General features: G+C 57.4%; 10 protein-coding genes. 1 reads left to right on the top strand and 9 read right to left on the bottom strand.

What is annotated here, in order from left to right:
• Positions 1 to 9: 9 nt before the first annotated feature.
• The 4 genes from QDI87_RS02080 to QDI87_RS02065 all read right to left on the bottom strand — a co-directional run bounded on the left by QDI87_RS02080 (position 10) and on the right by QDI87_RS02065 (position 3,353).
• Positions 10 to 1,182, bottom strand: coding sequence for an iron-containing alcohol dehydrogenase (locus QDI87_RS02080; RefSeq protein WP_255240762.1), 1,173 nt, complete (start codon positions 1,180 to 1,182; stop codon positions 10 to 12).
• Positions 1,183 to 1,352: 170 nt separating this feature from the next.
• Positions 1,353 to 1,616: a hypothetical protein gene (locus QDI87_RS02075; protein ID WP_255240763.1), complete on the bottom strand. Its 264-nt coding sequence runs from the start codon at positions 1,614 to 1,616 to the stop codon at positions 1,353 to 1,355.
• Positions 1,609 to 2,457 (bottom strand): aldo/keto reductase, encoded by an 849-nt coding sequence (locus QDI87_RS02070; RefSeq protein WP_255240764.1) that lies wholly within the window; start codon positions 2,455 to 2,457, stop codon positions 1,609 to 1,611. Before QDI87_RS02070 ends, QDI87_RS02075 begins: the two co-directional genes overlap by 8 nt.
• Positions 2,458 to 2,501: 44 nt before the next feature.
• Positions 2,502 to 3,353: an aldo/keto reductase gene (locus tag QDI87_RS02065; RefSeq protein WP_255240765.1), complete on the bottom strand. Its 852-nt coding sequence runs from the start codon at positions 3,351 to 3,353 to the stop codon at positions 2,502 to 2,504.
• Between the two features lie 197 nt (positions 3,354 to 3,550).
• On the opposite strand from QDI87_RS02065, the gene QDI87_RS02060 reads away from it, so the two are divergent.
• On the top strand, positions 3,551 to 4,402 hold the full coding sequence (locus QDI87_RS02060; RefSeq protein WP_055162649.1) for a LysR family transcriptional regulator: 852 nt from the start codon (positions 3,551 to 3,553) through the stop codon (positions 4,400 to 4,402).
• A gap of 322 nt (positions 4,403 to 4,724) precedes the next feature.
• Here QDI87_RS02060 and aspS read toward each other — a convergent pair whose 3' ends face one another.
• The 5 genes from aspS to QDI87_RS02035 all read right to left on the bottom strand — a co-directional run bounded on the left by aspS (position 4,725) and on the right by QDI87_RS02035 (position 12,198).
• A complete protein-coding gene (gene aspS, locus QDI87_RS02055) occupies positions 4,725 to 6,530 on the bottom strand; it encodes an aspartate--tRNA ligase (protein ID WP_055162646.1) in 1,806 nt (601 codons plus the stop codon).
• Positions 6,530 to 7,795, bottom strand: coding sequence for a histidine--tRNA ligase (gene hisS, locus QDI87_RS02050; RefSeq protein ID WP_055162643.1), 1,266 nt, complete (start codon positions 7,793 to 7,795; stop codon positions 6,530 to 6,532). Before hisS ends, aspS begins: the two co-directional genes overlap by 1 nt.
• A 46-nt stretch (positions 7,796 to 7,841) precedes the next feature.
• Complete coding sequence (gene hemZ, locus QDI87_RS02045; RefSeq protein WP_255240778.1) at positions 7,842 to 9,353, bottom strand: coproporphyrinogen dehydrogenase HemZ; 1,512 nt, start codon at positions 9,351 to 9,353, stop codon at positions 7,842 to 7,844.
• Positions 9,354 to 9,367: 14 nt separating this feature from the next.
• Positions 9,368 to 9,823, bottom strand: a complete 456-nt coding sequence (locus QDI87_RS02040; RefSeq protein WP_055162638.1) for a Fur family transcriptional regulator — start codon at positions 9,821 to 9,823, stop codon at positions 9,368 to 9,370.
• 152 nt (positions 9,824 to 9,975) lie between these two features.
• Positions 9,976 to 12,198, bottom strand: a complete 2,223-nt coding sequence (locus QDI87_RS02035) for a RelA/SpoT family protein (protein WP_036374651.1) — start codon at positions 12,196 to 12,198, stop codon at positions 9,976 to 9,978.
• Positions 12,199 to 12,209 lie beyond the last annotated feature (11 nt).

Raw genomic sequence — 12,209 nt, 5'->3', positions numbered from 1 at the left:
CTGCCTTATTTATTTCGCTTCCTGCAGGATGACGTAGATCTCGTCCGGCGTCAGCTGCTTTGCGCAGCCCTTCGTGATGACTGCGGTGTCTGCAACCTGCCGCAGCATCGCATCGTCTACCTCGCCGAGAAGCTCCGTCAGCGTCGTCGGCAGCCCGATTTCCCTGATGAAGGCGGCGAGCTTCTCGATGCCTTTCAGGGCGATCTCGAGTGTCGTCTCGTCGTCTGCTTCCTCACCGTTCACGTCGAAGACGTTGCGGGCGAGGCGCGCGTATTGCTTGCGGGCGGCAGGGGCGAGATGGCGGTAAAGCGCCGGCTGGATGGCGGCGAGGCCGCGGCCGTGGTTGCAGTTCGTGAAGGCGCCGAGCTGATGCTCGATCATGTGTGCCTGGAAGTCTGTCACCTTGCCGATCTTGAGGATACCGTTTTCCGCCATCGCCGCGGCCCAGAAGAGTTCGCTGCGTGCGTTCATATCTTCAGGGTCTTTGGCAACTTTGCGCGTGTTCTCAATGACGGAGCGCATGACGGCTTCGTTCATGCGGTCGGAGAGATTCGGCTGGCGCGGCGTGCCAAGATACGTCTCCATGCAGTGGGAAAGCGTATCGAACGCACCCGAGAGGACCTGTTTCTGCGGCACGGTCTTTGTGTAGTACGGATCCAACACGGCAAACGATGCTGGCGTACCCCAGAGAGCCCCTTTCCAGTTTTTCTCCTCGTACGTGATGACGGCGCCGGCATTCTGCTCGCTGCCTGTACCGGCGGCCGTGACAATCACGCCCATTGGGATGCCGTCCTGCGGGATTTTCTTTTCCTGGTATTCGTAGTCATACAGGTCACTGGTGAGCTTTGCCTGTGCCGATACGGCTTTACAGCAGTCTGAGACGCTGCCGCCGCCAACGGCCAAAATAAAGTCGATCTTGTGATCACGGCAAAGTTTCGCACCTTCCTGGACTTTGGCATAAGTCGGATTGCTCATGATGCCCTGAAACTCCGTGACCTCTTTGCCCTGTTCCTGAAGAAGTGCCATGACTTCATCATAGATGCCGTTGCGTTTGATGCTGCCGCCGCCATAAGCCAGCAGGACGTTTTTGCCATATTTCGGAAGCTCAGCGTTAAGAGCCTGTTTCGCTGCCTCTTTACCAAAATAATTCTTTGTCGGATAGGCGAAAACGAAGTTTTCCATGTATATCATCCTTTCATTTTTTCGTTGTATTGCTTCATTGTTTTGTGTATACCAAATATCATTCGAAATCCTTGCTGATTTCCTTTGACATCTTTATTCTACAAGGATGACGCCCATATGTACAATGCTGATTCCGCAATACGCTATGTGCTTCACGAATAGCAAATGGGTTACTCCTTAAAATACGCCAGGACCTTTTTCATATCCAATGTTGGGCTGGCCATATATTTAAGGAGCGATATGAGCAGAGTCAGGACCGGCATATCATTGCCCACAACGGCCATGGCTTCGGGGCCGACAAATTGTCCGAGTACGAGTACGTCTGTGCCATTGACGAGCTGCTCACATATAATGGTAAAGGCCACGGGCACGGCAAACCGGAAGAGCTTGCCAGCCAGCGGCCCCTGCAGAAAATTATCGGAACGATCAGTCATGGATCTTCCTCGAGCCGATGAAGAGGGAAATCTGCGGGTCCATTTCGTCGTAGATCGTACTCTTCTTCGTATCGAGAGAGCGGATGACTTCCATATCCGTCTCGTCAAGCTGGAAATCAAAGACATTCATATTTTCTTCCATGCGTTCCTTGTGCACGGACTTCGGGATGACGACGATCCCGCGCTGCAGCAGCCAGCGCAGCATGACCTGCCCCGTCGTCTTGCCGTGTTTTTGGGCGATCTGCTGGAGAATGGGGTTCTTGAAAACGTCGTTGTTGCCCTCGGCAAACGGTGCCCAGGCTTCCTGCTGGATATTGTGCTGTTTCATGAAAGCTGCTTCATCCCATTTCTGGTTCCAGACGTTCGTCTCGATCTGGTTGACAGCAGGCTTTACCTCGTTGCAGTTGAAAAGATCCGCGAGGCGCTCATTCCAGAAGCTCGTCACGCCGATGGCGCGGATGCGGCCTTCCTTGTAGAGGCGTTCCATAGCACGCCAGGCCCCGTAATAATCGCCATACGGTTTGTGGATGAGGTAAAGGTCGAGGTAATCGAGGCCAAGTTTCTTCATTGAAGTATCAAAAGCTTTCAGCGTATTGTCATAACCGTGGTCCTGCACCCAGAGCTTCGTCGTCACGAAGAGCTCTTCGCGCGGCAGGCCGCTCTTTTTGATGGCCTCGCCGACACCTTCCTCATTGCCGTAAGATGCTGCCGTATCAATCAGACGATAGCCAACTTCCAGTGCCGTGCTGACGGCTTTTTCCGTCTCGCTGGGCTTCGTCTGGTAGACACCATAGCCGAGCTGCGGCATTTTGATACCATTGTTGAGTGTTACATATTCCATCGTAAAAGAATCTCCTTTCATCCAATTAATCTACTTAATCTACTTTATTTTTCAATGCAAAGGTGCATGCTGGCATAACGTTCTTCCATCGCGTTGTCCGCGTGGTAATAACGCTTCGTGCCGTCGAGCTTGGCAATTTCTTGCATCTCTTCATCCGTCAGGGCAAAATCAAAGATGTCAAAATTCGAACGCAGATGCTCTGGATTCTTCGAGCCCGGAATCGTCATGACGCCGTACTGAACGGCCCAGCGCAGGATAATCTGAATCGTGCTCTTATGGTATTTGACGGCGAGATCTTCAAAAACCGTTTCATGCAGCAGACCCGCATCGCCGTGTCCGAGCGGATACCAGCCCATGAGCTTCGTGCCGTATTCCTTGAGGCGGTCCATCTGCGCATGATGAGCATAGTACGGATGCGTCTCAAGCTGGATGACATGTGGCTTGACATCAGCTGCTGCTAAAAGCTTTTTGAGTTTCTCGTCGTGGAAGTTCGAGATGCCAAGAGCCTTGGCTTTGCCTTCCTTATAAGCCTTTTCCAGCTGCTGATACCCCGCGATAAAATTGCCGGCCGGCTGATGGATGAAGAGCAGGTCGACATAATCGAGACCCAGGCGCTTCAGTGTATCCTCAACAGATGTGTCCTTCTCGTACACCGTCGGCCAGAGCTTCGTCGAGATGAAGAGGTCCTCGCGTTTGACAAGGCCTTCGCTTATAGCACGGGCCACGGCTTTGCCCACGGCCGTTTCGTTGAGATAGCCGTTGGCCGTATCAATCATGCGGTAACCAAGGCGAATGGCTTCATAAACCGACTTTTCCGTCTCTTCGAGGCTCAGGAGGAACGTGCCGACGCCGAGAAGAGGTGCCTTTATGCCATTGCTTAACGTTGTGAATTCCATAAAAATCGTCCTTTCATTATACATACGGATTTGAGCATCCGCGTTATGTTCTTTCATTTGTTTCTCTTTGACTCTTATCATACGAGGATTCCGGCATAAAGTACAGTTCCGTTTCCGCAAAGTACTATGATGGAAACGCATACAAACCTCTTTGTAAAGCAGCAAAAATGTGCTACACTGCAGGAGAGGTGATAAATATGTTTGAACTCAATCAGCTCGAGCAGCTCCTGGCCTTTGCCGAATACGGCACTCTTTCGGCCGCTGCCGAACATCTCCATCTGTCGCAGCCGGCCCTGAGCCGTTCCATGCGCCGTCTCGAAATGGACCTTTCCGTACCGCTCTTTGACCATGCGAAAAATAAAATTGCTTTGAATGAAAACGGTGAGCTCGCCGTCAAATACGCCGAGCAGATTGTCCGCGAAGCGAAAGAAATGAAAGAAAGCCTTGTCGCTCACGAACGAGCCCGCCACACGATTTTCCTCGGCAGCTGTGCGCCGGCACCATTATGGACCCTGCTTCCCAATCTTTCGGCTCTTTATCCCGATATGACGATTACCTCAGAAATCCGCGGTCTCGACACACTCCAAGAAAAACTGCTCGACAAGACTTATCAGCTTATCGCCCTGCCCTATCCTATAGAAGAGCCGGGCTTTGCCTCGCAGGAAATCGGTGAAGAACATCTCTACTTCACCCTGCCCTCGGCGCATCCCCTTGCCGAAAAAAAATCCCTGCATCTCGCTGACCTCAACGGCGAAACCATGCTCCTGCGCCCCAACCTCGGCTTCTGGACCGACATCGTCAAAAAAGCTATGCCGGATACAAGCTTCCTGACGCAGGATGAAAATGCCTTTGACGAACTCGTCCGCTTCTCCGTTCTGCCTACCTTCGCGACCGACCTGGCCCTGCAGCGCTACAATCCCCCCGAAGGCCGTGTCATCGTCCCGATTGAGGATGAAGCGGTCAACATCCACTACTATTGCTGCTACAGGAAAAACACCCTGTCCAAGCTCACCAAACTTCTCCAAGCAAAAGGAAAAAGTAAAAACTAAGGAGAAGCGAAGCAATCTCCGCCTAAGACGCCAAGATGTAAACCAACACCCTTAGTAACAAACGCACTGGAAGTAAGGAAGGGGGTGTCCATAAGCGGAGCATTGGACATCCCCTCCGTCTTCCCCGCCGTGTGTTTATCATCACATCACCAAAGGCAGGAGGGAGCCGGTGCTATTCAACGCTCCGCGCAGCAGGCTGAAGCTTCGCTTATGGACAGTACCGGCTGCCTCCCTTACTTTTTCTCTCCTATTGACACAAAAAGCCCCGAGCACCATTTTGATGCCCGGGGCTTTTCCATACTAACCTTGCTAAACTTAAGGATTAGTTTTCTTTCTTCTCTTTTTTCTTGACGGCCGTGCGGATGGAGAGCTCGCGGAGCTGCTTCTCATCAACCGGCGACGGAGCGTTCGACATGACGTCGCGCGCGCTCTGCGTCTTCGGGAAGGCGATGACATCGCGGATCGACGGGCGCTTTGCCATGAGCATGACGAGGCGGTCGAGGCCGAAGGCGAGGCCGCCGTGTGGCGGCGTGCCGTACTGGAAGGCATCCATCATGAAGCCGAACTTCGTATGAGCCTGCTCCGGCGTGAGGCCGAGGGACTCGAAGACCTTCTCCTGCAGGTCGGCGTTGTAGATACGCAGCGAACCACCGCCAATCTCGACGCCGTTGAGGACCATGTCGTAGGCATTGGCCTTGACCTCGCCCATGCGGTCCGTGTTCAGCAGAGGAATATCCTCGTCGCGCGGAGCCGTGAACGGATGGTGCATGGCCTTGAAGCGGTGCTCTTCGTCGCTCCACTCGTACATCGGGAAGTCGACGACCCAGAGGAAACGGAGCTTGTCCGGATCGATGAGGTTGCGTTCCTTGCCCATCTCGAGGCGCAGCTGGCCGAGGGCCGTATCGACGACGAGGCGCTTGTCGGCGACGACGAGCAGCAGGTCGCCCGTCTTGGCGCCCGTAGCTTCGGCGATCTTGGCAAACGTCTCATCATCATAGAACTTCTTGAACGGGCTCTTGATGCCGTCTGCCGTGTACTGAATCCAGGCAAGGCCTTTGGCACCGTAGACCTGAACGAACTTGACGAGGTCGTCGAGGCGGCGGCGCGGGATGTCCGCATAGCCGTCAACCTTGATGCACTTGACCATGCCGCCATTCTCGATGACGGAGTTGAAGACCTTGAAGCTCGAGCCCTTGACGTACTCGGAGATGTCCATGAGCGGCATGTCGAAGCGGAGATCCGGCTTATCGGAACCGTACTTGTCCATGGCCGTATCCCACTCCATGCGCTCGAACGGCGTCGGGACGTCCGCGCCGATGGCCTTCTTGAAGAGTTCCTTGATCATGCCTTCCATCAGCGTCAGGATGTCGTCCTGGCTCATGAAGCTCATCTCGATATCGAGCTGTGTGAATTCCGGCTGGCGGTCAGCGCGCAGGTCTTCATCGCGGAAGCAGCGGACGATCTGGAAGTACTTCTCGAAGCCGGCGACCTGCAGGATCTGTTTGAAGATCTGCGGGGACTGCGGCAGGGCGTAGAACTCACCCGGATTGACGCGGCTCGGGACGAGGAAGTCGCGGGCGCCCTCAGGCGTGCTCTTGCAGAGCATCGGCGTCTCGATCTCGAGGAAGCCGTTGCGGTCGAAGAAGTCGCGCATGATTTTCGTCACGCGGTGACGCAGGATGATGTTCTTCTGCATCTCCGGACGGCGCAGGTCGAGATAACGGTACTTGAGGCGGACCATTTCGTCCACATCAACGCCGTCCTGGATGTAGAACGGCGGCGTCTTCGACGTATTGAGGATGCGCAGCTCTGCGCAGACGACCTCGATTTCACCTGTATCGATGTTCGGGTTGATCGTCTCCTCGCTGCGCGCACGAATCTTGCCGCGCACGGCAATGCAGAACTCGTTGCGCAGGGACTCTGCCTTGTGGAACGTTCCTTCGTTCATGGCAGCTTCATCGAACACGATCTGCACGAAACCGGAACGGTCGCGCATGTCGACGAAGATCAGTCCGCCGTGGTCACGACGGCGGGAGACCCAGCCGCAGAGCACGACTTCCTGGCCGACGTCCGTCTTGCGAAGGGCACCGCAATGATGGGTGCGCTTCATACCTTGTAATGTTTCCATTAACCTTTCACCTCAGCACATAGCTTTTCTATAATAACATCAAAAGAAACCTTCTGCTGCTCACTCTTTTCCATATCCTTGAGCATGACACAGGATTCTTTGACTTCATCTTCACCGATGATCAGCGCAAAGCGGGCATGCGCCTTGTTTGCCTGTTTCATCTGGGCCTTCATACTGCGGCCCGCGTAGTCCATCGAAGCCTTGAGGCCGGCGCGGCGCAGCTTCGTCAGGAGCGTGAAGGCCGGGGCCTTGGCCGCCTCACCGAGCGCGACGACAAAGGCATCTGCCTTCTTCTCCTGCTCCGGGATGAGGCCCTGTTTCTCGAGGGCTAAGAGCACGCGCTCGAGGCCCGTCGCAAAGCCGACAGCCGGCGTCGGCTTGCCGCCGATCTCCTCGATGAGGCCGTCGTAGCGGCCGCCGCCAGCGACAGCGCTCTGGGCGCCGAGCGGTGCATACTTGATCTCGAAGGCCGTCTTTGTATAGTAGTCGAGGCCGCGCACGAGACGCGGGTCGAGCTCGAACGAGATGCCGGCATCCGTCAGGTAGCTCTGGACCTTCTCGAAGTGCTCGCGGCACTCGTCGCAGAGGCAGTCCGTAATCTTCGGCGCATCCTTCATGTACGGCTTGTCGGCGTCGACCTTGCAGTCGAGGATGCGCAGCGGACTGCGCTCAAAGCGGTCCTGGCAGTCCTCGCAGAGGTCGTCGAGCTTGTCGCGGAAGTAGTCCTGCAGGACCTTGCGGTAGACCGGCCGGCACTTCGGGCAGCCGACGGAGTTGAGGCTGAGCTTCAGGTCCTTGAGTCCGAGCGACTGCAGAAAGTCGACGGCCAGCATGATGATCTCAGCATCGGCCATCGGGTTCTCCTCGCCGAGCGACTCGACACCGAACTGATGGAATTCGCGCATGCGGCCGGCCTGCGGGCGGTCGTAGCGGAACATCGAGCCGATGTAGAAGAGCTTGACGAGCGAAGCGTCGCCGTAGAGCTTGTTCTGCAGGTACGCGCGCACGACGGATGCTGTGTTCTCCGGGCGCAGCGTGATGCTGCGTCCGCCGCGGTCCTCGAACGTGTACATCTCCTTGTCGACGACATCCGTGCCTTCGCCGATGCCGCGGTGGAAGAGCTCCGTGTGCTCGAAGAGCGGCGTGCGGATCTCTTCGAATCCATAGCGGCCGCAGATCTCGCGGATCTTCCCTTCGACGTAATTCCATTCGCCGACAGTGTCGGGCAGAATGTCTTTTGTTCCCCTAGGGGCATTGGTGAGCATGAATCGTTCCCCCTGTATGTATTGATATGGTTGTTGGTTGCTTATCTCATGACTGCGGCCCGTACGCCTCGTCGAGCAGCTGGCGGCGCTTCTCGATGTAGATGTCGATGTCGCGCAGGTACGTCACGAGGTCCTTCGCATTGAACGAGGACTTCATGCGCTTCCTGCGGAAGTCGACGACTTTCGTCGTCGCCGCGCCGCCGATGCCGATGATGGTCTGATGCTCCTCCATGATCTGGATGTTGTACATGCCCTCCGCACCGGTGCGGCAGCAGCCGACGTTCTCGAGGTCGCCGCTCATGTAGCCCTGGCGGTAGAGGTAGTACGGGTGCATGCCAGTCTTTCTGACATAGGCCATCGCGATCTCCGACATGCGGCGCGTCTCTTCGTCAGATGGCAGCTCGACATGCTGCTCCTCCATCAGGAGCTTGAGTCGCGAGCCGCGCTTCAGGGCGAGCGCGTGCAGCGTGATGTCATCGGGTCCGAGTGCCGTGACCTTCTCCATCGTGTCGCGCACATCCTCGGCCGTCTCGCCGGGAAGCCCGAGGATGAGGTCCATGTTGATGTGCGGGATGCCCGCCTCGCGCAGCGCGTGGAACATCGTGACGACGTCCTCCGGCGTGTGCTGGCGGCCGATGCGGCGGAGCGTCCTCTCCTGCATCGTCTGCGGGTTGACGCTGACGCGCGAGACAGCGAGGCGCTTCATCGTCTCAATCTTCGCGGGCGTGATGCTGTCGGGGCGGCCCGCCTCCACCGTGAATTCTACGATAGAAGGCCCATAGAAAGCATTATATACCATATTGAGCATTTCAGCAAAGGCTTCATCGGGAAGACTCGTCGGCGTGCCGCCGCCGACGTAGATGTTCTGCACGCAAAAGCCGTAGTGCTCGATGGCGTCCTTGGCCGCAAGCAGGTCCTTCTGGAGCACGGCGAGGAACTCCTGCACGCGCTTCTTGCCGGGCAGGATGTTCGACGGGAAGGAACAGTAGAGGCAGCGCGTCAGGCAGAACGGGATACCGATGTAGACGCTGACCGTCTTCTCGTCGGACTGCGCGAGGAACGGCAGCTGGCGGAAGGCCATCGGCACGATGACGCGGGCCTTTCCCTCGCTGCAGGCGTAGTCTTGCTGCAGCCGCTCGATGATTGCTTCCTCTCCCATGCCGCCGCGGATCCAGCGGTGCACGATCTTCGTCGGACGCACGCCATGCAGAATGCCCCAGAGTGCCTGGGGCATGTCGAGTTCTTCGCGGAAGATATGGTAGAGATTCAGCTTGATCAGGCGGTTGACGGCCGCGCCCTCGCGCTCGTCGAGCGCACCCGTGCTGCGGCGCGTGAAGGACGTCTCCTTGCCGCTGCAGTCAAAGAGCATGAGCCTCGACTCCATGACGACGCGCCCGTCTGCCGTATCGGGCAGTCGGTGGTTGACGACGGAGAGCTGCAGATAGTCGGCCTCGCCGCTGCGCCCCACGATCTCCACCTTGAAGAGCACGAGCACCTCGCGCACGATCTTCGAGATGATCTCCTTGCGGTCGCTCAGCGTGAAGGTCCGGACGCGCAATCGTCTCTCCTGCGTCACTGCTGGGCCTCCTGGCATTCCTTGCAGAGGCCGAAGAACTTGACCTGGTGGTCGCTGACCGTGAAGCCGAGCTTCTTCTTGATGTCCTCTTCGAGCGGCTCCAGGAAGTCGTCCTGGAACTCGATGACCTTGCCGCAGTTCGTGCAGATCAAGTGATGGTGATGGTGCTTTGACGGGTCCGTCTTGTTGACTTCGTAGCGGCTGCAGCCGTCGCCGAACTCCATCTTCTGCAGGATGCCGAGCTCCGAGAGCAGTTCGAGGCTGCGGTAGACCGTGGCCAGGCCAATCTCGGATTTGTTGTCGCGCAGGATGCCGTGCACATCCTCGGCCGAGAGATGCTCGCCCGGATGGTCGAGGATGATCTGGAGCACGACCTGGCGCTGCGGCGTCATCTTGTGCTGGCGCTCCTGCAGCATCCGCCTGAGGTCGTCCATCGTGAAAGTCTGTGACATAATGTAGTCCCCTTTTCTAGCGTCTATTGATTCCTGTCAGCCCTCAATCCCTGCACAGGATATCGTACGTTCAAATGTATATATTATAACAAGAATGTAAGAAAAATACAATCCAGGAATCTGGGATAGACCTTTGCTGTGCCTCCGCGCTCTCACTGCCCCGGATGGCTGCTGAGCGCGCGGGAGACGCTGTAGACATTCTTGAGGCGGCGCATCTTCGTCATGATCTGCGCGACCTGTGTCGCATTCTTGACATCGAGGCCCATGACGACGGTCGACGTCTTGTTGCTGCGGTTCGGGTTGGCGTTGACGCTGTGGATGTTGATCTTCATCTCAGACGGCACGGCTAAAAGCTCTGCGAGCACGCCGCTCTTGTCGTTGCAGACGATCTCGATCTCGACGGTGTAGTCCTTATCGAGGCCGATATCCCAGCTGACCTCAATCATGCGTGAGAGGTCGTTGTCGCGCAGGACATTCGGGCAGTCCGAACGGTGCACCGAGACGCCGCGGCCTTTCGTGACAAAGCCCGTGATCGGGTCGCCGGGGATCGGGTTGCAGCAGCGCGCGAGGCGGACGAGCAAGCCGCTCTCGCCCTCGACGAGCACGCCGTGGCTCGAGCGGTTGCGCTTGCTGCTGTGCTGCGGCGTCTTGAGCTCGGAGAGCATCTTCGAGACATCGGGCGGTGTGGCTTCCTTGAGGTCCTTCTTGTAGAGTTCGATGAGCTTCGTCATGACACTGCGCAGCGTGATGCCGCCGTAGCCGAGCGCCGCGAGCAGGTCGTCCTCACTGAGGTTGTTGAGCTTTTCGGCCACCTGCTGCAGGCGCCCTTCCTTCAAGAGCGTCTTTGGCGCGTAGCCGAGGCGCTTGGCTTCATCCTTGATGAGCTCGAGGCCCTGCTCGATGTTCTCCTCGCGCTTCTCCTTCTTGAACCACGAGCGGATCTTGCTGCGCGTTTCCGACGAGGCGACGATGTTGAGCCAGTCGCGGCTCGGGCCGTTGTTGGCCTTGTTGGTGATGACGGAGACGATGTCGCCGTTCTTGAGCTTGTACTCGAGCGGCACGAGCTTGCCGTTAACCTTCGCGCCGACGCAGTGATGGCCGACTTCCGTGTGGATGCGGTAGGCGAAGTCAATCGGGATGGAGCCCTTCGGCAGGTCGACGACATCGCCCTTCGGCGTGAAGACGAAGACTTCGTCCGAGAAGACATCGACCTTCAAAGCCTCGAAGTACTCCTTCGGGTCGCTGAGCTCCTGCTGCAGGTTGACCATCTGGCGCAGCCAGCTCATCTTCTGGTCGACGGCGCCCGTCGCCTTCGCGCCCTTGCCCGCCTCCTTGTACTTCCAGTGTGCCGCAACGCCGAACTCCGATACCTGGTGCATCGCAAACGTGCGAATCTGGATCTCGAGCGGATAGCCGCGCGTCATGACCGTCGTGTGCAGCGACTGGTAGCCGTTCGACTTCGGCATGGCGATGTAGTCCTTGAAGCGGCCCGGGATCGGCTTCCACATCGCGTGGATGACGCCGAGCACGCCGTAGCAGTCCTTGACCGAGTCGACGAGCACGCGGACGGCCGAGAGGTCGTAGATCTCGCTGAGGTCCTTGTTGTCGCGCTTCATCTTCTTGTAGATGCTGTAGAAGTGCTTCGCGCGGCCGCTGATATCTGCCTTGATATTCGCCTCCGCGAGCTTCTCCTTGATCTGCTCGATGGACGTATCGATGAAGCTCTGGCGCTCCTTGCGCTTCTGCTTGACATTCTCGACGAGATCGTAGTAGATCTCCGGCTCCAGATAGCGCAGGCAGAGATCCTCGAGCTCCCACTTGATGCTCGAGATGCCGAGGCGGTTGGCGAGCGGCGCGTAGATCTCGATCGTCTCGCGCGCGATGCGCTTCTGCTTGTCCTCGCGCATGTACTTGAGCGTGCGCATGTTGTGCAGGCGGTCGGCCAGCTTGATCATGATGACGCGGATGTCCTTCGCCATCGCGAGGAACATCTTGCGGTAGCTCTCGAGCTGTGCCTCCTCTTTCGACTTGTACTGCAGGCGGCCGAGTTTCGTCACGCCGTCGATGAGCATCGCGACCTCGTCGCCGAACATCTCCTTCATCTGCTCGTTCGTGTAGATCGTGTCCTCGACGACATCGTGCAGGAGCGCCGCGCTGATGGTCGCATCGTCGAGGTGCAGCTGCGTGAGGATCTGGGCGACGTGCAGCGGGTGGATGATGTAGGCCTCCCCCGACACGCGCGTCTGCCCTTCATGGGCCTTCCTCGCGAGTTCATAGGCGCGCCGGATGAGGTCGAGGTCGGCCTTCGGCGAATACGATTTCACGGCGTCGAGAATCATCTCGATAGTCACCGGTTCTTTCTCTTTGTCATTCATACGTCCCACTC

The organism is Mitsuokella jalaludinii (assembly GCF_928722185.1).
Lineage (GTDB): Bacteria > Bacillota > Negativicutes > Selenomonadales > Selenomonadaceae > Mitsuokella > Mitsuokella jalaludinii.
Note: the sequence above shows the minus strand (reverse complement) of the source record. Positions and strands in the feature narration are given on the sequence as shown.

Excerpts from the sequence above, each read along its gene's own strand:
- QDI87_RS02080 (WP_255240762.1), bottom strand. The coding sequence starts at position 1,182 with ATGGAAAACTTCGTTTTCGCCTATCCGACAAAGAATTATTTTGGTAAA.
- QDI87_RS02075 (WP_255240763.1), bottom strand. The coding sequence starts at position 1,616 with ATGACTGATCGTTCCGATAATTTTCTGCAGGGGCCGCTGGCTGGCAAG.
- QDI87_RS02070 (WP_255240764.1), bottom strand. The coding sequence starts at position 2,457 with ATGGAATATGTAACACTCAACAATGGTATCAAAATGCCGCAGCTCGGC.
- QDI87_RS02065 (WP_255240765.1), bottom strand. The coding sequence starts at position 3,353 with ATGGAATTCACAACGTTAAGCAATGGCATAAAGGCACCTCTTCTCGGC.
- QDI87_RS02060 (WP_055162649.1), top strand. The coding sequence starts at position 3,551 with ATGTTTGAACTCAATCAGCTCGAGCAGCTCCTGGCCTTTGCCGAATAC.
- aspS (WP_055162646.1), bottom strand. The coding sequence starts at position 6,530 with ATGGAAACATTACAAGGTATGAAGCGCACCCATCATTGCGGTGCCCTT.
- hisS (WP_055162643.1), bottom strand. The coding sequence starts at position 7,795 with ATGCTCACCAATGCCCCTAGGGGAACAAAAGACATTCTGCCCGACACT.
- QDI87_RS02040 (WP_055162638.1), bottom strand. The coding sequence starts at position 9,823 with ATGTCACAGACTTTCACGATGGACGACCTCAGGCGGATGCTGCAGGAG.
- QDI87_RS02035 (WP_036374651.1), bottom strand. The coding sequence starts at position 12,198 with ATGAATGACAAAGAGAAAGAACCGGTGACTATCGAGATGATTCTCGAC.